The following is a 26,003-nucleotide window of genomic DNA, read 5'->3' as shown; positions in this document are numbered from 1 at the left end:
CCTGACAGTACGATATTTCCAAGAGCGATAATGATGCAGTTCAATGAAAGCAATATCCTGAAGGCCATTTTCTGTTCTTTTCCGGGCTATATTTATATATCCTCCCGGGACTACCGGATTCAGTACATGAATCAACGCCTCATCGAAAGAACAGGATACGATGCCACGGGCGAACTTTGTTACAGGGCACTCCACGGCCTTGACAATGAATGTGCCCATTGTATGAACGACCGTGTTTTCCATGGAGAGACGGTTGAATATGAAACCACGAGCCCCCGCGACAGCCGTATGTTCCGCATGACCAGTACCCCGGTAAACAATATGGATGGAACCATTTCAAAACTTACCCTGATTATCGATATGACGGAATATCACGATGCCCTGGAAGAGCTTTACCGTGAACGCGAACGGTCCCGGGCAATAGCAGAAGGACAGACCGAACTCCGGGAAGAGCATCATCAGCTGGAACTCCAGGTTGAAGAAAAAACCGCCGGGCTTTCCCAGGTCATTCAATGGCTCGATGAAAACATACGCCAGAAAGAGGCAGCATCAAGCAGAGTCGAAGTTCTTTCTCAGGTCCTGGACGCCAGTCCTGCCGCCATAGTGATTATCAACGCGGGAGGCATCATCGAATATGTCAATGAACAGTACAGCAGGATCACTGGATTCATGAAAAACGTCATTATCGCGCAAACGCTGATGGATTGCATTGAAACGACGATGGGTGAACTCCAGGGAGTACGGGAACGGCTGGTATCGGACAAGCAGTGGGATGGTGTGCTGAAATTCCGGTCAAGCGAGGGTCCGGGTTTTGAGATGAGAGCCCGCGTCAACACAGTTACGGTAAAAAACCAGAATGAACCGGAGACCTACTACATTATAACTTCAGCATAACAATTGATTTATGTTTACCGGGAAGACCGATTTACGGTTGATAGTTTTTTTCTTCCCCTCCCTTCAGAGAGAGGAAGAAAAATAATCACGCCAGCGGATTGCCTTTTCAGGTAAAAGACCTATTTCGAAAGAAGCCCGCCGTCAACGGGAATTACGGCCCCGGTGAGGTAATCCGACGCCTTTGAGGCAAGGAATACAGCTACTCCCTTAATGTCGTCCTCGAGACCGACTCTCGTAAGCGGAATAAAGCCCAGTGTGGCGTCCAGTATTGGTTTCATCTCCGGTTTAAAAATATAATCCATCATGTCGGTGTGGAAAAAACCGGGTGCAATGCAGTTTACATGGATCTTGTGCTGGGCAAGCTTCACGGCGAGATTCTTGGTGAGGACCTCTATTGCCGCTTTTGAGGAATTATACGCAACGGCGGGATGGGCGATTTCAAGCGAACCTCGCGATCCGTAAACCGAAGAAATATTGATGATCTTGCCGCCGCCTTTCTCCTTCATCACATTCGCGATCTTCTGCGAGAGTATCCATACCCCCCGCACATTCACGTTGAATATCCTGTCCCATTTATCCAGGGGATAATCCAGCGTGGGAGCGCCCCAGGTCACGCCGGCGTTATTGACCAGTATATCGACGGTACCGAACTCCTTCACGGCGATATCGGCCAGTGCCTCGATATCCTCCTTGACCCCCATGTCGCATTTGACGGCCATTGCTTTTACTCCCAGGGATTCCAGTTCCTTTGCCGTCTCCTCCAGTTTTTCCATTTTTCGTGAGGCTATCACTACGTTTGCTCCCGCTTCCGCCAGGCCGGTAGCGATAAACTGGCCAATACCGCGTCCGCCGCCCGTGACGATTGCCACCTTTCCCTTTAGACTGAACAATTCATTAATTTTCATAAAATACCTTCCTGTTTAAAATAAGGGAACTTCTAATAATCACTGCTATAACGTCCTCTTCCATCTCACTCAAGACGATATAGTAATTATTACAAGAACTTTTTGAGATTTGCTATCGGGTTTACAGGTACAGTTTCTTAAAAAAATACAGGATGCCCAGAGCGAACAGGATGAAAAGCATGACACGCATAATACCCGTATCGGTCACCTTTTGTCCTCGGCAAAGTAACACATATACCGCCGCCGATAGTGTAGCAGTGAAAGACATCATGACCGAGAAAAACATTACAGTCAGACCTGAAAAAATAAGGCCCATGATGAGTCCGGCGATTTTATGGTAGACATAAAGTTCTTTCAGTAAAGTACCTGCCAGGTCCATATTCCTGGCCAGGAGGGACAAATCGGTCACGACACTTAAAACGGGTGGTATGGCATTAAGAGTTTTCACCGCCTCCGAACCCGGCACAAGCCTGACAATGGCTGCCATGACGGACAAAGCCCCGTAGTGCAATGAAAAGACGGCAGAAAATATAATGGCACAGACAATGATCATTATGGGGACAAGATACAGGAGTGCCATAAAGTGGCGCAGTAAAAAATGCAGAAATGTTTTTTCTTTGTTTTCCTCATTCTCACGGGAACAGGCCAGGAACGGGGGATAAAACCAGAATCCCGTTATCATCATCATGATGATGATAACGGTTATAACGTAGAGAGGGAAGAAAGACAATGCAAAAAAGAACGGGCCTACGACGGGAATCATGCCGAAAAGGGTGAAAGCACCGAAGAGAAGACCGCATAAAAGAAAATTGACCATCGACACGAGTCCTGCTTTTCTCAAGGCGAACATTCCCGCTTTCCGTATGCCCATCGCGCGGCCATGGAGCATATCCTCAACGGTCACCCTGGCTATGGCCGTGGCAGTAATTACATATAACACCAGGATTGATACCATGACCGGGATATTCAGAAATGAGTCAACGGCTCCCCGCCTCACAAAAACCGGAGCCCTGCCCCGCAGGTACGTTAAGGCCAGAAGAATAATGATTACAACTGGGATGGCCAATGCAATTTTTGCCGGCGAAAACGTTTTTCCAATAACGGAAAGTAACGAGCCGAATACCCCGTCATTTTCATCGACTCCACACGGTGCAGCCTCATGGGCGGTTTCTCTCCTCTCGCCGGAATGCCTACGGCCATACACCGGCACCCTGTTTACCGCATCGCGGACACTGTTCTCCATCCGGAACATCATGCTATTCCCGGTTGTATCATGAATTATTGTTTTATCAGTTTTTATTACCTGTCCCTGCATTACAGGAAAGGTCACCGTGAAGGATGCCGAACATTTTTTACACACCATCATGTATCGCTGATAGGGAACCAGCTGATAAGTCAGAGAATAGAAAGATTCGCAACCGGGACACAGTATTATCTTGATATTTCGCCGGCATTTTTCACACACCATCACTGATGCATGCAAATCATTTATATCGATCCGGGTCATGGCATACCTGGTGTGGCAATTACTGCATACGATGTTTATCAATTCACTCATGTTCTCCCGTCCGGGCCTTTTCAGAAATAATGCTCTTCAATTTCGATCCCCTGCTTTTCCACGACCCGCCTGTCTCTTTTTTCACGTTCCCTGTTCAGGAGAATCTCTTTCTCCTGCTTTGCCTGTTTCAAGAGGCCGGTAATTTCACTGTGGTCTCCACGGCATTTCTCCATTGGTTCCGTGCCCCTGATAAACACCTCGCTCCGCACCGGACAATCAGCCCCGGGTAGATTTCCCGTTTTGGAACAAATATCGAGAGCAATCACACCCTCGGGCCTGTCGGGAAAGCGGCCCTTTGTCCGGGAGGAATAAACCTCGCGCATGAACCGACCCCACACCGGAGCGGCCACCTCGGCGCCACCCTGTCCGGAACCGAGACTGAAAAGCTGCGAATCGCAGCCGAACCAGACGCCCGCAACAAGGTCCGGCGTATAGCCGATAAACCATGCGTCGCGGTAGCTGGTATTGGTTCCGGTTTTCCCCGCAGCAGGAAGGGAAAACCCTGATTTGTTCCGTATCGCCCCCCGTGCCGTGCCCCGATCCACCACGTCACGCAACAGGCTTGTCATTATATAGGCAGTTTCACCGCTCACAACACGCCTGTTCTTTTCCGGAATTCGTTCATATATTTTCCTGCCCCTGCTGTCGGTTATATTCACGATGGCATGGGGGGTCACATCGGTGCCGCTTCGGGCATAGGCGGCAAAACCGCGCACCATCTCCATGAGCGACACTTCCGTGGTTCCCAGGGCGAGCGTGGGATCTACGGCAAAACGCTCCCGGGGAATTCCCATAATTCCCGAGGCAAAATGAGCTATACTGTCACCACCGGTCTTTTCATAGACCATGACCGATGCGACATTGAGCGAAGCCGCCAGGGCATTCCTGGCCAGAACTCTGCCCTGGAAGGATTTTTCATAATTCGAAGGCGACCATGTTTTTTTTCCTTCCCTGAACACCAGGGGCAGATCGAGGAAGGCCGTGGCCGGTGATATTTTTTTCAGTTCAATTCCTGCACCATATACGAAGGCCTTGAACGCCGAACCGGGCTGACGATAGGTCTGCATGGCCCGGTTAAGCTGGTTACCGTTATAGACATCCCCGCCTCCCACCATAGCTGTGATGCCGCCGCTCTTCACATCCAGTGCGATAAAGGCTCCTTCAACTGCCGATTCCCGAACCAGTGATTCGTAACGACGCGAAAATCTCTCCAGCATCCCGCTCTCCCCATCGGCATTCAACAGGTCGGTCAGCAACTCCAGTTCATCAAGACCCGCCAGTCGCAATTCCCGGTACAGCAACGCAAGAATTGCCGCTTCTTTTCCAGTCGTTCGCCGCCGGGCCGATTCCCCGGCCAGGGTCCTGTCCATGTCGTTCAGTGCACCACGATTATACAGGCGGGCCGTCATTCTCTGATCCTTCACCTTTTCCGCCACAACCCTCTGGGCAATATCCTGCTGCCGAAGGTCCAGGGTCGTATACACACGCAGGCCGCCGGAATAAACCCGGTCTTCACCGTATTTTTTAATCAGCACCCGTCTCATGTAATCGGTAAAATGAGGCGCCCGATCGTGTGGCGTACTGTTGACGCTTTCCCATGATCCCCTTATTGCCAGCTCTCCGGCATAGGAATGCCAGAAAGCTGAAAATTCCTCCAGGGCTTTTTCCCTGTCCAGCAGGCCGGCGCCTGTCACATCATCGATTATCTGTCTGCTGCGAAGCATGGAGTCCCGCGGATTTTTCAGCGGCGAATAGCGGTTGGGAGCGGCAGGTATGGCAGCCAGCACAGCTGCCTCGGCAGCCCCCGATTCTCCTGCATTCTTCCGGAAAAAAAAGCGGCATGCCGAATCAACCCCGTACACGCCGTGACCGAAATATATCTGGTTCAGGTACATCTCCAGAATCCGGTCCTTGTCATACTGCCGTTCCAGTTCCCGGGCGATAAAGATTTCCTGTATTTTGCGGCGTATAGTCCGCTCCTGGCCGGTATAAAGCTGCTTGGCCAACTGCTGGGTGATGGTGGACCCTCCCTGCCGGATCTCACCGCTCGCCAGGTCTATAATCAGGGCCCGGGCCATGGAGATAAAATCATATCCGCTGTGCCGGTAAAAATCCCTGTCTTCGGCGACCAGGAAGGCCTTGATGATCTCAGGAGAGATATCTCCCAGTGCAGCATACCTCCTGTTTTCATTGAAAAGCTCGGCAACGAGCTCTCCGTTCGCATCATAGATGCAGGTGGACAGTTTCGGCCTGAATATGAGTTCCTGTTTAATTACATCAAAGCTTTCATGGTATACCAGGACGATATATACAAAAGGAACAAATAACATGAAACAGATAAACACGGCCAGGGCCCGGGGAAGCAATATCTTTATATTCATATCCTGCCGACTCTATTCACCAATTGCGGTAGTTGCCATAAAAATTGCTTGAAATGTGATCGTCGTAGTATAGCATCATATACTATTGATATCGGTTTATTTGGAATTCATGGATATGAACTTTTCAGGCATATACAGCATCATAATGATTTTACTACTCATTCCCGTGACACTGCCGGCAAAGATTGCCGAGAAGGAACTGGAACGGCATAATGAGCTCTTCATGGAGACCCTTATTCGGGAAACGCCCCATCTGAGGAAAGAAATAACCACGTGTCTGAATACCAGCCTGCCTGACCGCCATTCAGGTTCACGGCTTCTCGACCGCTTCGGAATTTTCATGAATGATTGTCAAACCGACAATATGGCGGTTACGAAAACGCGCTTTTTCTATTGGGGAACGGGCTTTGCTCTCTTCATCGTTCTTGCCGACTCAAGCGACGGCCAGGTTTACACCCTGTATCTCGAGTATCTCCTCGACAGGGAAGAAAAATCAAGCCTGCTCCGGGAACTGTATTTTTCCCCCGTTTTCACTGAAAAAGTAGCAGCGATGAAACTGCTCTTCGGCAACGGAGAAATACAGCCCTGACCGCTCCTTCCTTTTCAATACTCTTCTATACTATTTCCAATCTCTCTTCTTTCGAAGAGTCTCCTGTCAAATATTCTGCGGTCAAAGGTGGGCCTGTTCCGTTCTCTTCTTTCAATTGCACGCCGGAAATGGCTCCTCTGCTCCGTCTTTCTCCTGTCCCTGTAGCAATTATTCATCTTCATGATAACATCCATATTGTATTAATAGTAAATCTATCGATACATGTCAAATTTATGCATAACTGGTCTTTTACCATTCAAACGGTTTTATTGGGCACCATTCGGCTATTGTATATTCTCTGCTTTACCGATACCGATATATCCGACATTAATATGGATATGAAAGATTACATAGTTGATCTCCTCGATCCCACGGTTTGACTGGCGAGCTATTTTGAGACTCCCTTCAATGAAGTACTCTATGCCGATCCAATACATTTTTCCTGAATTAATTACTTGTATACCACTTCATAAGAGTGTATACTTCAGGCAGGTCTCCATAAGATTTGAAGAATAAGCAATCCTTGCCATAAACGAAGGTATTAGCAGAGGAACTAACAGGATACGGGAAACCGCGCATGAACAGCATAAGCCCAACAATCCTCGTCATCGACGATGAATATATCCTCCGCCAGACCATGACCGACTTTCTGGAGGATCATGGCTACTCGGTCATCGAGGCTGAAAACGGCAGGAAAGGAATCGAGATGATAAGGACAGCAGCTCCCGACGTGGTGCTGTGTGATCTCATGATGCCGGAGATGAACGGCCTGGATGTGATAACACACGTCAGCGGAGAATATCCTGACATCCCCGTCATAGCCGTATCGGGAACGGGTGATATCTCCCTGGCCATAGAAGCGGTCAAGCTGGGGGCCTGGGACTACCTCATGAAGCCCCTCTTTGACATGAACATACTGATCCACTCCATCAGCAGGGCCATCGAGAGGTCCCAGCTCCTACGGGAAAACAAGCGCTACCAGGAAAACCTGGAATTCATGGTACAACAGCAGACCGAGGAACTGCGGCGTGAAATCGAAATGAGGAAAACGGCCGAAAAGAAAATAGAGGAACAGATGCAGGTGCTGGAGAAAACCCTCCAGGGTACAGTGCAAGCCATTGTTTCGGCAGTAGAACTCCGGGATCCTTACACGGCCGGCCACCAGCGGCGCGTGGCCATGCTGGCACAAGTCATTGCCCGGAACATGTCCCTGGACGATTTTTCAATCGCCGGCCTCACCACGGCCGGCACTATCCACGACCTGGGCAAGCTCTCGGTACCCTCGGAGATATTGTCAAAGCCTTCGCGACTTACCGGTGCCGAATTCAACCTGGTGAAAGACCATGCCCGTTCAGGCTTTGAACTGCTCAAAGGGATAGATTTCCCCTGGCCCGTGGCGAAGATCGTGTATCAGCACCATGAAAAAATAGACGGTTCAGGATATCCCCTGGGAATAGGGGGAAGCGAAATAACACCCGAGGCAAAAATACTCACCGTGGCCGATGTCGTGGAGGCCATAGCCTCGCATCGTCCCTACCGGGCCTCCATGGGAGTGGAACTCGCCGTGGAGGAGATAAGGAAGAAGCGAGGCATTCAATACGACCCCGAAACAGTGGACAGCTGCATAGCCGTATTGAATCAGAAATTATTCAGCTTTTAATCATTCGTTTACATTGACCGGTTCTTCATGGCCATCGGGATGTATGAGGTACATCAGGGCCGGATCCTTTTCGTCGATGCGGGCCACAACCCTTTCCATCCCTTCTGATTCCACATTCCAGGTATTGAGATCATCGTGATACACCAATGCCACGGCCTCACCAGCTTTCTGTCCGGTCATCGTGACAACATCAAAACGGTTTTTTGTTGCTGTTATGCGGTACAGATCATTATTGTATGTAACGACCTGCTGCTCTTTATCCCCGGGATTCATAGCCAGGGGATTGCTGCCGGTCCAGAATTCAATAGTGTTAAGCCCGATCAGGTCTACTAAAAAGCATATGCCATAAATCGGAACCAGCCACAGAAGGAAATGGACCACGGACCTGACCCATTTATCCCCGATTGTTCCGTTCCATTTCAACACCTTGTGAAACAACGTATAGCTGCCGTGACAGCCCGCTAATACATTCATTGAAAGCACTGCCGACAGAATTATGGCGGTCCCCCTGAACATTCTTTTCATTGCATTTCTCCTGGATAATTTAAAATATTGGCACCTCAAAAAAAACGGTTTTTCAATACCATTAAAATGAAAAACTTTATTTTTGCGATGTTTGCGCCCGCAAGGAAGCAACAAAAAAATTATTTATTGAAGCTCCCTTATGAATCAGCCGTGCATGGAGATTCTTTTCCATCCCCTGAGGCTCATCTTTGCTGCAGTTATTAGCAGGAATGTTGATAATTAGCAACTTTTTTTTCATTTTCCCCCGGCAAAAGGATGATAATGTATTTGACCGGCCCTGCCGTGTTTTCATACAATTCTTTACGGCAGCGTTCATCCGCGACCGGACCGACGCCATGTATAGATAAAGTACGATGAAAGAACTGTATCCCGACATCTTCTGCATAACGGAAAAAGGCGTGGCACGAAACATGACACCGCCGGTAAATATCTATGTCATCGCCGGAAGTGACGGCCTCATCTTCGACGCAGGTTATGGCCGCACCGGCAGCCTGAAAGAATTCATAAGCCAGTTCACCGCCATACAATCACGGTTTGAGGAAACGGGCAGGCCTTTTGCCGTTACGCGGGTCCTTCCCAGCCACACTCATGCCGACCACTTTTCAGGAGCCGCCGGGATCAGGGACAAACTGGGAACATCCATTATTCTCACGGCCCCCATGGCGGAAAAACTGCACTCCAGGGAATCCTACGTGAGGCGCTATGAAAAAGACCGTTTCCGCTCATCATTGCGGGATATAACCATGCGCGGCCGCATACAAAAAGCGGTATACACTCCCCTCTTCACACTCTATTTCGAAAAGCTCTATGGTTCGCAATTCATCCCCGACCCTGACATCATAATAGCAGAAGAAACCGCCATACTCATAAACGGGCGCCAGTGGCGCATCTTCCCCACGCCGGGACACATGGACGATCACATATCGCTCTATGATCCGGAAAGGGGCATTCTTTTCAGCGGCGACAATGTCCTTAAAAATATCACCACCTGGCTGGGACCGCCCGATTCGGACCTTGACCAGTACATACATACCTTGGAGCGCATCAGAAACCTTCCAAAGCTCGAAGTGCTGCTGAGCTCCCACGGGTCCCCCATCACAAACCCCGTTGAGAGGATAGACGAACTCATCAGCTGGCGCAGGGAACGCCTTGAACATGTGCGGGAGGTCATCACCGGTTCCGGCGGGAACGGTATAACACTGCGAGATATAATCACCTCACTGTATCCCGCCTTCAATCCGAAGATGCGATACCTGGCGCATGGCTGGATACGCCTCTCGGTGAAATACCTGGAGAAAAACGGAAACATCGAAAGCCGCGTGATTAAGGACAGGCGATATTATTACGATGCAACGCCCGGCAAGTGATGCCGTCCTTGGCAGCAAGTGCCCGATCCCTTTTCCAATCCCCGTACCGCCCTGAAACTGCGGTGCGGGGACTATAACACACTAATTGAGCCTGGCACCGTCCTCTTCTTCCGGACCCTCAATGAGCAGCTTATGAAGCGGCAGGAAACGGAAAATTTTCCAGTCCTTTATATTGCATACGTTTATCTTCAGAAGCATGATGGCACTGGGAAAGAGAATCAGGTTCGACAGCGTGGAGATTACCAACACAGCACAGATCAGAAGACCGCTCCTGAAAACGGGCATAAAGCTGGAGAAGATGAGAACCGACGATCCCAGGCTGTTGGCCATTGAGGTGTACACGATGGCCAGACCCGTTTCGTGGTGCGTCTGGGTTATAGCCTCCCGTATCGGTATGCCCTCGAGGCCCTTTTTACGCAGCATGTTGAGGATATGACACGCGTCATCGATACCGATCCCTATGGCTATGGGTGATATGAGCGCCTCGGTCATACCAAAGGGAATACCGGCCCAGCCCATAAATCCGAATATCCAGACAATCGATGCCACCATGGGAACAAGCACGGACAATCCCGTCTGCCAGCTCCTGAAAATAAGAAACATGATAATACCGATAGAGAGGATACCGGTGATCATACCCTGGATCTGACCATTATTGATGTATTTCGCGATGATAACGAAATTGACCGGCCCTCCTACGATATAATGCGTATACCCTTTTGGATTGGGAATGGAATCGAGATATTCCTTCACATGATTCAGGGTTCTCTCGGTGCGGGCGGTACTGAGCTCTATGCCGGGAGGGCTTCCCATCCTGACATAGAGCACGGTCTTGTTGTAATCCTTGCTCAGCGTTGATTCGAACATGTCTGGCCGGCCGTCATAGTTATCATCATCACCGGAGAATATCTCCATGAAATCCATGATCGTCATAGTATCGTTAGGGATAGTGTAAAACTCGGGCTTTTCGTTGTTTATGGCCTTGTTCATACGCTTGATATAATCATTGAACCCCGTTGAAAGTCTGATATAATAGTTGTCGCGATTTTCCTTTCTGCTCAGCCACTTCTGGACCCCGTCAATATATTTGAGAAATTCCGCGTCTATTACGTCTTTGCCTTCGCCGGGACTGAACACTATATTGAAAACATAGGACCCCTCGAAAAGTTCATTGGTCCGTGCCAGTGATTTACGTATATATGAATCGGGCTTGAAGTAAGTAGTGGCCGATGTCTCGGTCTTCAGCCGCATAATGCCGAAGACGCTGACCACGATGGAAATCAGGACAACAATCACGACTCCTTTATAATGATCCGTGCTGAGATGCGCCATGAAATCCACCATACGCTTTACCATGAGATTATACGGCGCATCGGTGCCCATAACATTATCCCCCTTCTTGGCCCGGGGAATCGGCAGGACGGCCAGGGCCGCCGGCAAAACCACTATCGATATTACAATAATCAATACAGTGCCCAGGGCAATGCCGATACCGAAATCCACCAGAACACGCACGGTGTTTGTCGTCAGTGTGAGGAAGCTCACGAAGGTGGCCAGACCGGTGAGAAGAACGGTATTGAGAATGTGCAGCATGGCCTTCATGAGACCATTTTTTCTGCCCTCATTTCGTATCATATCCAAATCGATATAATACTGGTTTAACACGTGGATGGCATAGGCGCTGCCGATGGCCATAAGCAGAGGCGGGATAATAGCGGTAAGGATGGTCATTTTAATGCCCAGAAAACCCAGAATTCCCATGGTCCAGACGCTTCCCATGAAAACCGAGAGAATGGGAAGGGCCATGCCCCGGATCGACTTAAAATTCAAGTAAAATACTATAAGCATGATCACAGCGGCAATGGGGAGATATTTGCCCATATCCTTTTCGTTGTACTCATTAATGACCTTGTTGAAAACCAGGCTTCCCTGGAGCAGAACTTTCACGGGAGAATGGGGGTTATTATGTTTATTGAACATGGCCCAGCCATACTCGGTGAAGGCATCATAATTGCGCTGGCGGCGCAGCATCATGGACATTGCCAGGGCACGTATCTCTCCCTTATCATCCATGGAATAAAAGTTTGACTTGAAGGCCGGGTTCCGGAGAAGTCTCTTCTTGTAGGCAGCAAAGTCGGCGGGTGTCGAGGGAATTATCCTCTTTCCCTCCTTATCCTTGGGGATGAGGGTTACCGCTTTGAGTTCATCATGTTCGCCGTTTATGTCCGTGATAGATATGGGGTCCACGGCCTCCTGGAGTAATTTTACTGATTTAAGAAGATATATATCCTCCCAGGACTCGAGCAGTATCTTGTAATCCTTTATATCCATGGGAGAGCTGCGATCCAGCTGTTTCATATTCTTCGCTTCAATGATAGTCTCCATCATGGCTCTGCCGCCGTTATCGAGCCGCGAGGCGATGTCCTTCATTGAAACAGCACGATAAGCGCTGTAGTCGTAGCGGTTACGGGGCCTATAGGGCTGATCATACCCCTCCTGAAGTTCCTTCTCTTTATCTGAAATTTTAACGGGCCCGGCAATTTTCACGTTTCCCGATTCAAGAACGGTTGCGAGACGCAGATCTTCTTTCGCCCGGTTAAAGGTCCGGTATTCCTGTACCTCGTTGGCAATGCCATTAATATACTGAAATGTTTCTCTTGTAAGCAGTTTCCCTTTTTCGGCAGGCTCAATAGCTGCAATGAGAAATGTGCTGCTGTCGCCGAAAAGCTTTTTAGTTTCCTCGCCGAGTTGGTACGTCGTATCATCATAAGGCATGGCGTTTTTTTCTGAATTGTCATATTCAAACAAGGTAATCCCGTATCCGGTTATGAGAGTTATAATCAATGCGGTTGCAATAACCAGGCGCGGACGGGATAAGACAAACTCAAGCATCTTTTTCATACTACCCTCACTTATGCACACAGGCACTTATTTCATAATCTGACATACAACACCGGGGAAAAACGGAAGAAAAGACCGCTGTATACTATCTACACCAGTCTCACCACACTCACCGGACATAGAGCGTACCTTATCGATTGTTGCTCAGCTTTCATGTATATGGAAAGTAAATTACACCGATGGATACTCCCGACCAATGGCCCCTTACATATAATGCGGCGAAAAACGACCCCGGATTATACAGGATCGACGGGATAACTTGTACGGCATGACAGAAAAAAAGCAAGAGAATTTTAGTATTTTTCAGCAAATTACACCAAACCTGCAACAAATGTTCCGGGCAAATACGAGGTAAAATCAGGATTTTTATTCAGCGGAAATTGACCGGGATAAAACTATATTTTGCTTGTAAATCGATGGAAATGCTTTATCATCTCAAGCAGGTGAAACAAAGAGGCGATCGGAGTGACATGATTCCTTTGCCGCAAATAATATATAGTTTCGGGCAGGAAGCATGTCAATAAAACAGCAGGATATGATCACGCTGAGACCATGAATGATCCTATAAAAAGAACCTTCAGCAGCATGGAACGGGCATATATCAGGTATATATCGCTCTTCTCTATTGCCGCCTTTGTTATTGTCCTGTCTCTGGATTTCCTCTTTGAACATATTCATCGCCACATAATGCCTATTAAAGAGCATTATCTCTCTCCGGTTCTGCTCATATTCACATCCCTGGCCGCACTTTTCCTGTTTCTTGCCCTGACGAGAAACAGGATCAGAAAGTCATTCCAGGAAGTCGACGAAGAACTGAGCTTCATTGAACTGATGAAAAACCACAGCAATGAAATCATCATTCTCCTGGACAACCTGGGTCGTATCGTTAATCACAACACGGCCTTCAGCCGGAGCCTCAATATCGACCAGAAAGCACTTATCGGCAGGCCACTGAGAGAAATATTTTTCCTTGCCGACGTTGAGAACGACGTTCATTACCGACAGCTCGTCCTGGATAAACTGAAGAGTGCTTTTATGGGGATTGAATCGGAGCTCATCACCACCGTTTTCATGAAGGAATCACGCGACATTCAGACGATTCACCTGAAAATGAAACCGGTGCTGAAGAATAAAGAGCTGCACAGAATATTTGTAACAGGGCGCTTTCTGCAAAGCGACTATATCACCAACAAATGGCTCACCTCTGAGAAAGCCAGCTATGTTCTGGACAACGATCTTTCCCTGGTCCATCTCTTCAGCTACCGCCTCATCCGGAACCTCGATGGTAAAATACCACGGAATGGCATACTCTATCTCCAGATTGCCCTCCAGGAAACCATAATAAATGCCATTGAACACGGCAACCTGGAAGTCGGATACAAAACCAAAACCGAACTCAAGCAACGCGGAGGCAACTACTGGGAATTCCTTGTCCAGCAGTGCTGCAATGATTCGATCCTGAAGAGAAAAGTCCTGGTGGAGTATGCCCTGGAAAAAGACCACGTGAAATACATTATCACCGATGAAGGCAATGGATTTGACTGGCAGACCTTCATGTCGGGGAATACCGGGAAGTACAGTAAAAATTTTCTCTCCACCTACCACGGCGTGGGCCTGCAGATGATAAAAAAATCCTTTGACAAAATCATATTTAACGATAAGGGTAATCAGATAACACTGATAAAAAATATTGGAGGGGAAGAATTTTGACAAAAGAACACCGGAATCCCCTGCCCACCGTGGATATTATCATAGAAATAATCCCTGATGGCGGCAAAAGCCCCCGGGGAATCGTGCTCATCGCACGGAAAAACCCTCCTCATGGCTGGGCAATTCCCGGCGGCTTCGTGGATTACGGTGAATCCCTGGAAACCGCCGCGGTCAGGGAAGCGCTCGAGGAGACGTCCCTGCACGTCACCCTGTCACGCCAGTTCCATACATACTCCGATCCCTCCCGCGATACCCGGCATCATACCATCACCACGGTATACATAGCTTCCGCCCATGGGAATCCCGTGGCAGCCGATGATGCGCGGGAAGCGGCTGTTTTCACGCAAAACTCGCTTCCGGAAAATATTGTCTTTGATCACGCCCGCATACTTGACGATTATTTCAATAAAAGGTTTTAAGGTATCAATCGAGGAGTGTCATCCATGGAAAGAATATCGCAGCCTATTACTAAAACCGTCATCGTCGCACTGGACGCCCTGTTCAAATCGTCAAAGGTGGACATCAGGCTGCATGACCTGGAGAATGTACCTGACCAGCCGGTCCTCTTTGTTATCAATCATTTCACCCGGCTGGAAACAATTTTCATGCCCTACATCATAAAAAAATATCTAAACATGTACACCTTCTCCCTGGCCCACTATTCCTTCTTCGGCGGCGGCTTCGGCAAATTCATAGAGAAACTGGGAGGTGTGTCAACGAAAGACCCGGACCGGGACGTGATCTTCACGCGCTCAATGCTCACGGGAGAAAACAGCACCCTTATATTCCCCGAGGGACAGATGGTCAAGGACAAGAAACTGGTGGAAAAAGGAAAATATATGATTTACAACACGGGGATACGAAGACCGCCCCATACAGGTGCCGCCAATGTCGCCCTGAACACCGAGTTTTACCGTGAAAAGATGCGTTATCTGAAAGAGAATAATTTTAATGATGAACTCAAGGCTATGCTGGAACACTTCAGGCTCACCCCGCAGGACCTGGACGGCGTCCTGGCCAAAGAGTCCCTTATCATTCCGGTAAACATCACCTATTATCCAATCCGGGTGCACAACAACGCCATCAACCGGCTGGTGGAACGGTTCGTCAAAAATGTTTCTGAGAGAATGGAAGAGGAACTGGAAATCGAAGGGACAATGCTTCTCGACGGCGTGGACATAGACATTAATTTCGGCAAACCCATACACCCGCGTGAATATCTCAACGGCTGCAGCACGGCCATGGGAAAAGCGGCAAACAGGAGACTCTATCTTGATTCCGACGAACTGAAAAAAGAGGTCCCTTTCAACAGGCCCAGCATCGACCTCATGCAACGCTACATGGATGCAATCTACGGCATGACCACCATAAACTCGGACCACATCTTCGCCTATATGCTGACAAAAACGAACCGGACAAAGATCCATGAATGTGATCTCAAGAACAGGGCCTTTTTGGCCATTGAACAGCTGAAAGAAAAAAAGATCCCAAACCTTCATACAAACCTTTACAAGAACCAGTTTCACATCATTACCGATGACGAGCACCAGCGTTTCAACAGCTTCATCGAAGCCGGTGTCAGCGACGGCCTCATAACAATGAAAGACCATTACATAATAAAAAATAAAAAGAAGTTCAGTGATATCTATGAGTTCCATACGATCCGCAAGGACAATATATTCGAAGTCTTCACCAATGAGCTGGAACCCCTGCCGGGCATAACCAGGCTCCTCATCAAGTCGGCGGCGCGGCCGGCCTTCCTGGCGCGGAGAAAAATACGCGGGTATTTCCTGGAACTCGACCAACGATTTTTCGAAGAGGATTATGAAAAATATTTCCTGCCCGATGAAAGCAAACCAAAAAATATCGGCCGCCCCTTTTTCATGAAACGGTGGTACCAGAGAAAAGGGATCATCCTGATTCACGGCTACATGGCCGCTCCCGAGGAGATGAGGGTCCTTGCCGACATCATCCATGGTAAAGGGTATGCCGTTTACGGCGTGCGCCTTCGCGGTCACGGTACGGCACCGGAAGACCTTGACTCCCGCGAATGGATCGAATGGTACAACTCGGTGAACCGGGCCTACATCGTCATGGAAAATTCCGTCAGGCGGTTCGCCATTGCCGGTTTTTCAACGGGAGCGGGCCTGGCCCTTCTCCAGGCCTCGCAGAAGGGTGACAGGCTGAGCGGCGTTATTTCCATATCAGCCCCGCTGAAGCTCCAGAACATATCATCGCGCCTTACCTCGGCCGTCGTGGCATGGAACAAGTTCCTGGACAGGCTGCACGTGGGAAAAGGAAAGATGGAATTCATTGCCAATACACCGGAAAATCCCCATATCAACTACCTGCGCAATCCCGTCAGGGGCGTCAATGAACTGGGGAAACTTATGGACGTGGTGGAAAAAAATCTTCCCGCCATCCAGATCCCCGCACTCATCATACAGGGCTCCAATGACCCGGTAGTTAATCCCGTCAGCGCCATGGAAATATTCAAAAAAGTGGGGACCACCAAAAAGGAAATTTACGAGATATACTCGGAGCGGCACGGCATCGTGCGGGGAGACACGGCAGAAAAAGTGGCCGAACGGGTAAAAAATTTTTTGGAATCAGTTTTCGACTGACCGGCACGGCCCATACGTCACGGCAACCGTTCCCATTACACAGTTAGCGGGACTGATACAGCACGTTCTTCATCCTGCTTATATCACCGGCAAGGCTTTCCGAGAGCTGCAGTAGTCGCGTCGACATGTCGCCCAGATTGTGATAAAATTTTTCAATTTCTTCCATCATCATCCGTGAATTATCAATTTCCCTGGCATTCTCATCGGTAATACGATCGATGGAATGCGTGTAATCCAGTGAATTCTCGAGCTGATCAATGAGTAGCTGCACGTCCCTGACCTGTGACTGGATGACCGTACCGAAATCCTCCAGAAGGCTCCGGTTGTTTTCCAGGAACGATATTATATCCTTTAAGGCCGTCGAGGTTTCCTCGATCTGTTCCGAGGCCTCGTTGATCCGGCTTACCGACATCACAATGATGCCGCTGATCTCACGGGCCGAAGAAATGCTCTTCTCGGCAAGCTTTGATATCTCATCGGCGACAACGGCGAATCCCCTGCCGTGATCCCCTGCCCTGGCCGATTCGATTGAGGCGTTCAGCGAAAGCAGGTTCGTCTGATCGGCTATATCGTTGATGGTCTGGGAAATCTCCTCTATCCGCGACGATTCCTCCTTCAGTTTCTCAATGGCGTTACGCGAATTTTGGAGTTTGATATCGCATTCATCGGAAAGAATTTTTATTTTATGCGCTTCTTCAATGGCGGCGCTGCTCGACTGCGCCGAAACCTTCATGTCCCCCCGGAGCTGCTCCGTAAGCCCCTTTCCCTTGATGTTCATTTCCAGCTGGCTGTTCGTCTCGATTTTCAGTTTTTCAAAAGAAGATATTACCGTGTCATTCGAGACCCGGCTCCTGGCCATGAGCTCCGACTGTTCCCTGATGGCCGTGTCCACGTTTTTAGAGTAACCGCTGATAATGCCCGTGGCCTCGTCAAGGTGGGTCAGCACATCCTTTGTCTCGGCCACGATGCTGTCAATGCGCTCCTTGTCGGTCTGTATGCTCTCCTTGTGCTTCTGAATCTCTACAGATTTCTGCCAGCTCTGAAAACGGATCCGGTCAAGGACATAGATGAAAACGATGACGAAGCCGGCAGTTGCGAGGAGATCATTGAGGCGGTACTGCTCTTGCAGTGTTGCAAAGGCCATGCCCTTGAAAATCCCTATTGACATGAAGAGCGCCACGGACAGGAAAAGAAGTATCCACGTGAGCACCTTGATAAATGGCATAATGGTGAGAATCATGACCACAAAGATATAGCCGGAAAAATATACGGGGTCCCCCTTGGTAAGTGCCGTGATGACCGCCGTAGCCGCCTGGAGATATACTCCCAGGACGAACAGGAGATACATGCTTTTCTTTTTCAGTACCGGTATAAACTGAGCGACAAAAATAAGAAGCCCGACAGCCGAAAGGCCGTAACGCAGCGTTATGATATGGGGCTCTCCGGGATAAAGCTGCCCGTCCACGGGGATATAATTGATCCAGGCAAAAATGCAGATAAATGATGCGGGCAGAATGACCCTGCTGCACTGGTAGTGCAGCTCCGATTGAAACTCGCCGCCAAACTCCTCCCGTCCCGGGAACAATGTCTTTTTAATCCATTCCTTCATGGTGAGAACCCGCCCTGGCGATTTTTCAAAAGAAATCGGCAAATCCTACTTGTAGAGAAAATCCAGGTCTACACCGACCTTCGCCTGCAGCAGCACAATGGCGGTGGTGTGGGTCTTCGCCATGTTGGGTTTCGAAATGGTTTCTATCTCAATATCAACCTTTTTATCTTCAAACTTGGGATGACTGAATTCGAGGGTAAAGGGCACATGGGCGCTTTTCCCCATATCGCCTTTGGAAAAAATGGGCCAAAAATGGTAATAGCCCTTGGTGGCCTTGTTGGTAGTATAGGGATTTTTCCAGTTGTCGTCGATCATCTTCGCCGGTTTGCCCTTGAACAGCAACGTCACTTCCACGTTGGGAATCATGGAAAGTGTTGTTTCCTCCAGAACCTCGCCGACTATATGAGACAGGCGGTACTCTTCGGCAGCAGCTGTTGATTCGGCAGAATGCAGTTCCGTTGAGCGTCTTTTTTTTATTACATCGATGGCTTCATAGACGCTGAACAGCATGTCGGTCTTCTGCTGCGTCTCGTAGTGCGCTTGAATCTTCCCGTGGAGAATTCCGCGCTCGCTGGTTATATATTTGGGAGGTATTCTGTTCAAAACATAGGCGACGATATCATCGCGATTCACCTTTATTTTTTCCAGATCCTTGTCCTTTTTCATCACCTCTTCAACGACATTGGCGACGATATCTTCCATCAGATTCTGAATCGACATTTGGGCCCTCCTGGCAAAGGATATTGCTCACCGGCATCACAGGGAATACAACCCCATGGTCATGCCATATATGTATTAATGACATTATTGTGCCGCAAAGTCAATAATATTCTGCCTGGACTCTTTTATTTTATTCCCAGCATGCCGATCCGTCCCGGCCGGGAAATAAGTCAGCCTTTTACCTTTGCTTTACCGGCAAAGACAAGTTCGAATACTTCTTCCACTTCCCTGACAAAAGAAAAACGCAGCCCCTTCTTAATATAGTCGGGGATTTCCTCGTAATCCTTCCGGTTGTCCGAGGGCAGGATGATGTGCTTCATATGGGCCCTTTTCGCCGCGATGACCTTTTCCTTCACGCCTCCCACGGGAAGAACACGCCCCGTAAGTGTAAGCTCGCCTGTCATGGCGATATTGTTCTTCACCAGCCTTCCCGTTGTCAGCGAATAAAGCGATGTGGCCATGGTAATCCCGGCCGAGGGCCCGTCCTTGGGAGTAGCGCCGGCCGGCACGTGGAGGTGAATGACATTATTATCGAAAAACTTGCGGGCCTGTTCGTCACGGGCCAGCATATGCTGAATATAGCTGTAGGCGATATTGGCCGATTCGGACATAACCTCGCCGAGCTGACCCGTCAGTTTGAGACCCGCTCCCTTCCTGTTCTCCACGGAAAGCGATTCTATGACGATGGTAGTGCCTCCCAGGGAGGTCCATGCCAGCCCTATGGAAAGCCCGGGTTTTGTTATTTTCGTAAACTCATCGTCGAGATATATCTCCGGTCCCAGGTACTCCCGTATTTTCCCCACGGAAAGCGGCGCCGGTGAAATTTTTTTCTTTTTCGCCACAAAGGTCGCCGTCTTTCTGCATATCCTTTCTATCTGCCGCTCCAGGTTTCTCACTCCCGACTCCCTGGCCCAGCCGTTAATGATGTACAGGAATCCGGTCTTGTCGATCTGAATGCTGTTTTTTTTCAGGCCGTGTTGTTCAACCTGCTTGGGCAGCAGGTATTTCCGGGCAATCTGGTATTTTTCCATGGCGATGTAGCCGGCAAGCCTGATGACCTCCATCCTGTCGGCCAGCACGGCCGGTATGGAGTCCAGGGTGTTGGCCGTTGTGATAAACAGAACATCGGAAAGGTTGAAAGGCACATCCAGGTAATAATCCCGGAACTCCACGTTCTGCTCCGGGTCAAGCACCTCCAGGAGGGCCGAGGCCGGGTCGCCCTGAAAACTCTGTCCCAGCTTATCTATTTCATCAAGCATGAACACGGGATTTCGCGACCTGGCAATTTTCATTCCCTGGATTATCTTCCCGGGCATAGCACCGATATAGGTTCTGCGATGGCCCTTGATCTCGGCCTCATCGCGCATCCCCCCAAGGCTGACGCGGAAAAAGTTTCTGTTTAGAGCCTTGGCAATGGACTTGCCCAGGGAGGTCTTTCCCACTCCCGGAGGCCCCACGAGGCAGATGATAGAGCCCTTGGCGTCGGGCTTGATTTTCTTTATGGCCAAAAATTCCAGTATCCTTTTTTTCACATCTTCAAGACCGTAGTGCTCCCGCTCCAGAATGCGTTCCGCTTTATCCAGATCGATTTTATCCTCGGTCTTGGTATTCCACGGCAGGGAGAAAATAGTTTCCAGATAGTTGCGGGTCACCGTATATTCGGCCGAAGAAGGTTCCATGAGCGTGAGTTTTTCCAGCTCTTCGGTCACCTTTTCCCTGACCTCTCCTTTCAACTCGAGATCGTCGACCTTCTTCTTCATCTCGCGGACCTCGACGGATTTTTCATCATCCTCGATGCCCAGTTCCTGTTTTATGGCCTTGAGCTGTTCCCGGAGGAAATACTCCTTTTGCTGCTTGTCTATCTTTTCATTTATCTGGCCCTGGATTTTTTTCTGGACGTTCATAACCTCCATCTCCTTCTGCAGGAGACGGAGCACTTTTTCCAGGCGCTTTTTCACATTGAGGGTCTCCAGCACCTCCTGGTACTCGTTTTTTTCGATATTGAGGATGGAGGTGACAAAGTCAGCGATCTTTCCCGGCTCATCGACGTTGAGCATGGTGAGCTTCATTTCCTCGGTGAAAAGAGGATTGTTTTCCGACAGCTTTTTAAGGCGCCCCAGAACCTCGCGGGTCAGAGCCTTGATTTCAATGCTTTTAACGCTTCCCAACCGATCGTCCATGTATTCCACATCGGCCACGAGAAATTTTTTATTGGAAATGACCTCGTTTATCCTGAAGCGCTTTACGCTGTTAATGAGAACATTCACACCGCCGTCGGGAAGATTGATTTTTTTCAGTATCTTAACCGCCGTTCCGAAGTTGTAGAGATCCTCGGAGTCGATTTCATCCTTTTCATCGTCTTTAATAAGGACAAGCCCCACGGTTCGTGATTCATTGAGCACCTTGTCAATGGCATCGGTGAACCGTCCCTGGGAAATGATCAGGGGGGTAACGATACCGGGGAAAATGGGACGGTACCGGATGGGTATGATATACAGCTGTCCCGGTAATGTCTGATCGATAGAGACGAGCTCGCTCTCAATCAGGTCCGTATCGATTGATATATCGCTCCCTTCGATCATAATTTCATCAATTTCCATCATTCTTCACATCCTGGTGGATAAAATTTTAATATCCAAAAATAATATTTTACATATACCGATGCAACCATTCAAAATATGTTTGCATCGCTGAAAATTCCTGTCAATGTTAAATCTGCAACGGCATTCAGTATATGCCGATAATTTACCTTCTCTTTTTTATCATGCCCGGCATACGCGGCCAAAATACCAACCTATTTCAGGCAATGCTAATGTCTATTATTAAATTTTTTAAATTTTCACCTGCACTAAAAAGACCGCATCCCTGTACCATTATTCATTTTTTACTTGATAGTGGGGCCGTCATTTATAAAGTAACACTTATTAAACAGTACATCAAAATAAAATCAACCTTATAGAATTCAACGGCCGATAAATACCGGATATCATGTCATTTATAGAAACAATCGAAAAAAACCGGGAGAATTTTCTCACCTTTAACAGGGCCAAGTTCGACCGATTCCAGCAGCTCATTACCAATACGGCGATTAAAAAGGTCGTCAATGCCATTCCGCTCCTCCTGTGCGTAAACGACCGGAAAATACCGGGATTCGTCGAGGGCAAGGTTCCCCTGGGCATTGCAGGATATGAGCCCGACCGGGAAACGATCAAATACCTGGAAAACAGGTTTCATAAAACGGGATTATCCATCCACAACCAGCACCCCTTCGTGGAAATGCTGGCCGTCATGGGAAGCGTCGGCACAATCGCCTACACGAAGCAGTCCGACTTCGATTACTGGGTCTGCATCGACAGGAAGGGAGTGCCCGCCGACGTCATGAGTAACTTTCAGAGGAAGATAGACGAGATACAAAAATGGACCAAGGATGAAGCCGGAATCGACGTGCATCTCTTCCCCAACGATATCAGCAACCTCCGAAATAACATCTACGCCGAGGATGAAGATGAGGCCTTCGGATCAACCATTGGTGCTACCCTGAAGGACGAGTTTTACCGGAGCTCCATTATAATCGCCGGAAAAATCCCCTTCTGGTGGGTGGTCCCCCGTATCGGCGACAGGGAATATGATATGCTCTACCAGCAGGTTCCGGCGGAGCTTCGCGAGGAGTATTATATTGACCTGGGCAATCTCTACAACATATCCAAGGAGGACTTTCTCGGTTCGGCCCTTTTCCAGCTCATAAAGGCCCTGGGGAATCCCTTCAAGTCCATTCTGAAAATCGGCATCCTGGAAAAATACCTTTTCGGTTCGGACCAGGCATACCTTATCAGCCAGAAAATAAAATCGGCCATTCACAAGGGTGATTTCGACAACAAGATTCTCGACTCGTATGTTCTTCTCTTTGAAGAGGTGTACGATTATTATAACGCCACACTGGAAGACCGGAACCTCCTGACGATCCTGCGGCAGAACCTCTATCTTAAAATCAATCCCCAGCTGTCCAAGTATGCCGCCATGCAGAAGAGCAAGAACCTTCCCTACAAGGTCATTGTCATGTTCAGCTATGTAAAGGAATGGAACTGGACCGCCGCCGATATAAAAGAAAACGACAACTTCGACAACTGGGATTATAAAAAAATCATGTTCTTCTGGAACATGGTGAAAAAATTCATGCTCCTCAGCTATCAGAAAATCGCCCGTGAGCTTCCCGCCATGAACCTGGCGCAGAGCATCTCCGAATCGGACTTCATGCTTCTCAGCAGAAAAATCAAAGCCAATTTCACCCCCAACGAGGATGAGATAGACAACTATGTCACCTTCAAGGACACACCCCATGAATCCATTCTCTACGTAGAACCCCTGAACGCGGGGATAACCGATATCGAATGGCGGCTGTATAAACGCGATACAAGCTCCACGGACAAATTCATCTCCACTACGCTCAAGACCGAGAGGGACCTGGTGAAGCTCATGACCTGGACCGCCATAAACCAGATTTTCAATCCCACATTCACGCGGCTCCAGATCCAGTCGGGATACAGCAGGATAAACCAGAATCTAATCCTGGAGCTCCTCACGGAGATATCAAACCTTTTCGTCGGCGGTGATATTTATCTGAAAAACGAGTTCTACCTCAACCGGACTTTCAACACCATCAACATGATAATAATCAATTTCAACCGCGAAAACGCCGATGCCCTGGAAAGCATCTACCATGTATTCAAGACAAGCTGGGGACAGAGCTATATCCATCATTACACTTCCGAGGATGCCCTCATCGGGATACTGGAAACGATACTCTGCGACGGTATACTGCTTAAGCGGCCCTATGAAAAATACTGCGCCGTCAATACGCCTGAACCCTTTAAAAAAATGTATAAAGACATTGACCGCCTTTTCAGGGAAACCTATGACTTCATCGTTCAAAGCAATCCCCCGTCGTCGCTCCGCCTGGTTACCAGGATCGGCTCCCATTTTGTGGTGATAAACAGGGATGGCGCAGTCATCACCGTAACCAGGCAGCCCCATCTCATTAAAATGCTGGCATCCCTCACGGTGAGCCCCAAGAAGGCCATGACGCTCCACTTCCAGGGGGGTGATCCGCGCATCATGATGATGGAAGCCATTTATAACAAACGAAAGAAAAATTCCATCTCCATCATCTACGAGGACAAAAAAGAACATGTGCTCATGTATATCCTCGATGAGCGCGGAAATATTTTCTCCTTTGTTAAACCCCAGGCCGACAAGGAACAGGCCCTGCTGCACCTCTATGAGTTCAGTAAAAATGTTATAGAATCCATAAATAATGAAAAAGTGATTTCCCGTATAAATGTCAAGATAGAGGTGCTCAAACTGGCACGGTCCAAACAGGGAGAGGTCTCCTTCTCCAATGAAAGTTCATTCCTGGCCGACCTGCATCTCATGAAGTTCCGTACGGTGAAACCTACCGTGGCAATCATTGCGCGGTATAACGACAACCAGTACTATTACTGCATAAAAACTCCCGGCGCCTCCACGGATTTCACTCCCCTCAAAAACCTCTCGCAGAAGCTGAGCGGAATCAAAACACAGATCGGCGGAAACGGACTGATCAGCGCCATTGAATTTAACGGCATACGCGATGAAGACATGGAGATGGGCTCGGCGGTTTACTTCCTGGAGAAATACCGGCTGGAATTTGTTTTGGCTAAATTGCTGTCAAAGTAAAGCTGGCCGGTGCCCCCCCCCTAAATCCCCCGGAGGGGGACTTGCCATTAAAGGAAATTGTAAAATGAATGTATTACCCCCCTCAGGGGGTGGCGGGTCTCAGTTAATTAAGGACGGCAGGTCCGTTCGCCGGGGGCAAGAGTATAGGACGTTAATCCGTGGGGAAATTTTCCCTGAAGAAGCGTACCTTCTTCTCCTTATCGACATCCTTCCGGTTATCAACATCCTTCCGGCTCAGAGTTCCCTTTTCCAGGGCTATGTCCAGTATTTTCACGCTGTCATCACTGCCGTGAACATCGGATTTGGCCTCCTCCTTTTTCCGGGGGGCCTCCTTGACCTTGATATCGTTCATCCTGGCATCGATCATGTCCTGGGTGAGCATAGGGATATCATCATCGTCGGACATATCATCATCGGCGCCTGACCTGGGTTTCGGTTTTCCCGGAGACGAGGGTTTTGCCTTTGTCGGGACCGGTTTTTTCTTTGCGGTCTTTTTTGCCGGTTCGGTATGCCGCTCTTCCGGTTTGCCCTCGACCAGTTCAACCAGGCTTTCCGGGGGATTGGCGATAGCGAGTTCCAGCATCTTTATCCTCTCGCCCAAAAGAATGTTGATCTGTTTCTCGATGGACATGTATATGGGGGTTGAGAAGGATTTATTGCTGGCGATGGACTTCTCAAGCTTTTTAAGATCCTTGATATCATTGTCGATCATTTCGATGCGTTTTAATACGTGGACAACTTTCATATTGTACCCCTGGATATAGTATGCTGACGAATTAGTCCCACTTATGGCAAGCAGTTCTATTATAGTAGAGATATACGGGCAATTAAGTCAATAAAAATTCGAT

The 26,003-nt window shown here is 48.8% G+C and carries 18 protein-coding genes; 9 read left to right on the top strand and 9 right to left on the bottom strand.

The genetic code is table 11. From position 1 onward, the window contains the following. The first annotated feature begins 30 nt into the window (after positions 1-30). Positions 31-894: a hypothetical protein gene (locus tag CVV44_17795; protein PKL36074.1), complete on the top strand. Its 864-nt coding sequence runs from the start codon at positions 31-33 to the stop codon at positions 892-894. 119 nt (positions 895-1,013) lie between these two features. Here CVV44_17795 and CVV44_17790 read toward each other — a convergent pair whose 3' ends face one another. From CVV44_17790 to CVV44_17780, 3 genes are all read right to left on the bottom strand, one after another. Further along, positions 1,014-1,799, bottom strand: a complete 786-nt coding sequence (locus tag CVV44_17790; GenBank protein ID PKL36073.1) for a gluconate 5-dehydrogenase — start codon at positions 1,797-1,799, stop codon at positions 1,014-1,016. A gap of 121 nt (positions 1,800-1,920) precedes the next feature. Beyond that, on the bottom strand, positions 1,921-3,306 hold the full coding sequence (locus CVV44_17785) for a hypothetical protein (protein PKL36072.1): 1,386 nt from the start codon (positions 3,304-3,306) through the stop codon (positions 1,921-1,923). 71 nt (positions 3,307-3,377) lie between these two features. Further along, positions 3,378-5,738 (bottom strand): hypothetical protein, encoded by a 2,361-nt coding sequence (locus CVV44_17780; GenBank protein PKL36071.1) that lies wholly within the window; start codon positions 5,736-5,738, stop codon positions 3,378-3,380. Between the two features lie 85 nt (positions 5,739-5,823). Here CVV44_17780 and CVV44_17775 point away from each other — a divergent pair, with 85 nt between their 5' ends. Together CVV44_17775 and CVV44_17770 are read left to right on the top strand one after the other, a co-directional pair. Next, positions 5,824-6,327 carry a hypothetical protein gene (locus CVV44_17775; GenBank protein ID PKL36070.1) on the top strand — a complete coding sequence of 168 codons (504 nt, stop codon included), beginning with the start codon at positions 5,824-5,826 and terminating at the stop codon, positions 6,325-6,327. Positions 6,328-6,904: 577 nt separating this feature from the next. Beyond that, on the top strand, positions 6,905-7,987 hold the full coding sequence (locus CVV44_17770) for a two-component system response regulator (GenBank protein PKL36069.1): 1,083 nt from the start codon (positions 6,905-6,907) through the stop codon (positions 7,985-7,987). Here CVV44_17770 and CVV44_17765 read toward each other — a convergent pair whose 3' ends face one another. Continuing rightward, positions 7,988-8,512 carry a hypothetical protein gene (locus tag CVV44_17765; protein ID PKL36068.1) on the bottom strand — a complete coding sequence of 175 codons (525 nt, stop codon included), beginning with the start codon at positions 8,510-8,512 and terminating at the stop codon, positions 7,988-7,990. A 353-nt stretch (positions 8,513-8,865) separates the two neighbouring features. On the opposite strand from CVV44_17765, the gene CVV44_17760 reads away from it, so the two are divergent. After that, the gene (locus tag CVV44_17760) at positions 8,866-9,879 is read left to right on the top strand and encodes a hypothetical protein (GenBank protein ID PKL36067.1); all 1,014 of its coding nucleotides are present in this window, start codon (positions 8,866-8,868) and stop codon (positions 9,877-9,879) included. An 81-nt stretch (positions 9,880-9,960) separates the two neighbouring features. Here the strand turns inward: CVV44_17760 and CVV44_17755 are convergent, their stop codons facing one another. After that, positions 9,961-12,780, bottom strand: a complete 2,820-nt coding sequence (locus CVV44_17755; GenBank protein PKL36066.1) for a hypothetical protein — start codon at positions 12,778-12,780, stop codon at positions 9,961-9,963. Between the two features lie 552 nt (positions 12,781-13,332). On the opposite strand from CVV44_17755, the gene CVV44_17750 reads away from it, so the two are divergent. Genes CVV44_17750 through CVV44_17740 form a run of 3 tightly spaced genes read left to right on the top strand, consistent with a single transcriptional unit; the run spans position 13,333 to position 17,114 of the window. Further along, on the top strand, positions 13,333-14,490 hold the full coding sequence (locus CVV44_17750; GenBank protein PKL36065.1) for a hypothetical protein: 1,158 nt from the start codon (positions 13,333-13,335) through the stop codon (positions 14,488-14,490). Further along, positions 14,484-14,909 carry an NUDIX hydrolase gene (locus CVV44_17745; protein ID PKL36064.1) on the top strand — a complete coding sequence of 142 codons (426 nt, stop codon included), beginning with the start codon at positions 14,484-14,486 and terminating at the stop codon, positions 14,907-14,909. The genes CVV44_17750 and CVV44_17745 overlap by 7 nt, the downstream gene beginning before the upstream one ends. Before the next feature lie 24 nt (positions 14,910-14,933). Further along, positions 14,934-17,114 (top strand): hypothetical protein, encoded by a 2,181-nt coding sequence (locus CVV44_17740; GenBank protein PKL36063.1) that lies wholly within the window; start codon positions 14,934-14,936, stop codon positions 17,112-17,114. Between the two features lie 43 nt (positions 17,115-17,157). Here CVV44_17740 and CVV44_17735 read toward each other — a convergent pair whose 3' ends face one another. From CVV44_17735 to lon, 3 genes are all read right to left on the bottom strand, one after another. Beyond that, positions 17,158-18,723: a hypothetical protein gene (locus tag CVV44_17735; GenBank protein ID PKL36062.1), complete on the bottom strand. Its 1,566-nt coding sequence runs from the start codon at positions 18,721-18,723 to the stop codon at positions 17,158-17,160. Positions 18,724-18,768: 45 nt separating this feature from the next. After that, complete coding sequence (locus CVV44_17730) at positions 18,769-19,443, bottom strand: hypothetical protein (GenBank protein ID PKL36061.1); 675 nt, start codon at positions 19,441-19,443, stop codon at positions 18,769-18,771. A gap of 170 nt (positions 19,444-19,613) precedes the next feature. Then, a complete protein-coding gene (lon, locus tag CVV44_17725) occupies positions 19,614-22,025 on the bottom strand; it encodes an endopeptidase La (protein ID PKL36270.1) in 2,412 nt (803 codons plus the stop codon). Positions 22,026-22,177: 152 nt separating this feature from the next. Between lon and CVV44_17720 the strand changes: the two genes are divergently transcribed. Next, complete coding sequence (locus tag CVV44_17720; GenBank protein PKL36060.1) at positions 22,178-22,402, top strand: hypothetical protein; 225 nt, start codon at positions 22,178-22,180, stop codon at positions 22,400-22,402. A 29-nt stretch (positions 22,403-22,431) separates the two neighbouring features. Further along, positions 22,432-25,155 carry a hypothetical protein gene (locus tag CVV44_17715; protein PKL36059.1) on the top strand — a complete coding sequence of 908 codons (2,724 nt, stop codon included), beginning with the start codon at positions 22,432-22,434 and terminating at the stop codon, positions 25,153-25,155. A gap of 151 nt (positions 25,156-25,306) precedes the next feature. Here CVV44_17715 and CVV44_17710 read toward each other — a convergent pair whose 3' ends face one another. Further along, entirely contained in the window at positions 25,307-25,900 is a 594-nt protein-coding gene (locus tag CVV44_17710) for a hypothetical protein (protein PKL36058.1), read from the bottom strand. Positions 25,901-26,003: the final 103 nt, after the last annotated feature.

The organism is Spirochaetae bacterium HGW-Spirochaetae-1 (assembly GCA_002839375.1).
In the GTDB taxonomy this organism is placed as follows: Bacteria; Spirochaetota; UBA4802; order UBA4802; family UBA5550; genus PGXY01.
The sequence above is the reverse complement of the archived record's forward strand: the minus strand, read 5'-3'. Positions and strand labels throughout refer to the sequence as shown.

Bases quoted from the DNA above. Each gene is read 5' to 3' on its own strand.
- CVV44_17795 (PKL36074.1), top strand. From the start codon at position 31: ATGATGCAGTTCAATGAAAGCAATATCCTGAAGGCCATTTTCTGTTCT.
- CVV44_17790 (PKL36073.1), bottom strand. From the start codon at position 1,799: ATGAAAATTAATGAATTGTTCAGTCTAAAGGGAAAGGTGGCAATCGTC.
- CVV44_17785 (PKL36072.1), bottom strand. From the start codon at position 3,306: ATGACCCGGATCGATATAAATGATTTGCATGCATCAGTGATGGTGTGT.
- CVV44_17780 (PKL36071.1), bottom strand. From the start codon at position 5,738: ATGAATATAAAGATATTGCTTCCCCGGGCCCTGGCCGTGTTTATCTGT.
- CVV44_17770 (PKL36069.1), top strand. From the start codon at position 6,905: ATGAACAGCATAAGCCCAACAATCCTCGTCATCGACGATGAATATATC.
- CVV44_17765 (PKL36068.1), bottom strand. From the start codon at position 8,512: ATGAAAAGAATGTTCAGGGGGACCGCCATAATTCTGTCGGCAGTGCTT.
- CVV44_17760 (PKL36067.1), top strand. From the start codon at position 8,866: ATGAAAGAACTGTATCCCGACATCTTCTGCATAACGGAAAAAGGCGTG.
- CVV44_17755 (PKL36066.1), bottom strand. From the start codon at position 12,780: ATGAAAAAGATGCTTGAGTTTGTCTTATCCCGTCCGCGCCTGGTTATT.
- CVV44_17750 (PKL36065.1), top strand. From the start codon at position 13,333: ATGAATGATCCTATAAAAAGAACCTTCAGCAGCATGGAACGGGCATAT.
- CVV44_17740 (PKL36063.1), top strand. From the start codon at position 14,934: ATGGAAAGAATATCGCAGCCTATTACTAAAACCGTCATCGTCGCACTG.
- CVV44_17735 (PKL36062.1), bottom strand. From the start codon at position 18,723: ATGAAGGAATGGATTAAAAAGACATTGTTCCCGGGACGGGAGGAGTTT.
- CVV44_17730 (PKL36061.1), bottom strand. From the start codon at position 19,443: ATGTCGATTCAGAATCTGATGGAAGATATCGTCGCCAATGTCGTTGAA.
- lon (PKL36270.1), bottom strand. From the start codon at position 22,025: ATGATCGAAGGGAGCGATATATCAATCGATACGGACCTGATTGAGAGC.
- CVV44_17720 (PKL36060.1), top strand. From the start codon at position 22,178: ATGCCGATAATTTACCTTCTCTTTTTTATCATGCCCGGCATACGCGGC.
- CVV44_17715 (PKL36059.1), top strand. From the start codon at position 22,432: ATGTCATTTATAGAAACAATCGAAAAAAACCGGGAGAATTTTCTCACC.
- CVV44_17710 (PKL36058.1), bottom strand. From the start codon at position 25,900: ATGAAAGTTGTCCACGTATTAAAACGCATCGAAATGATCGACAATGAT.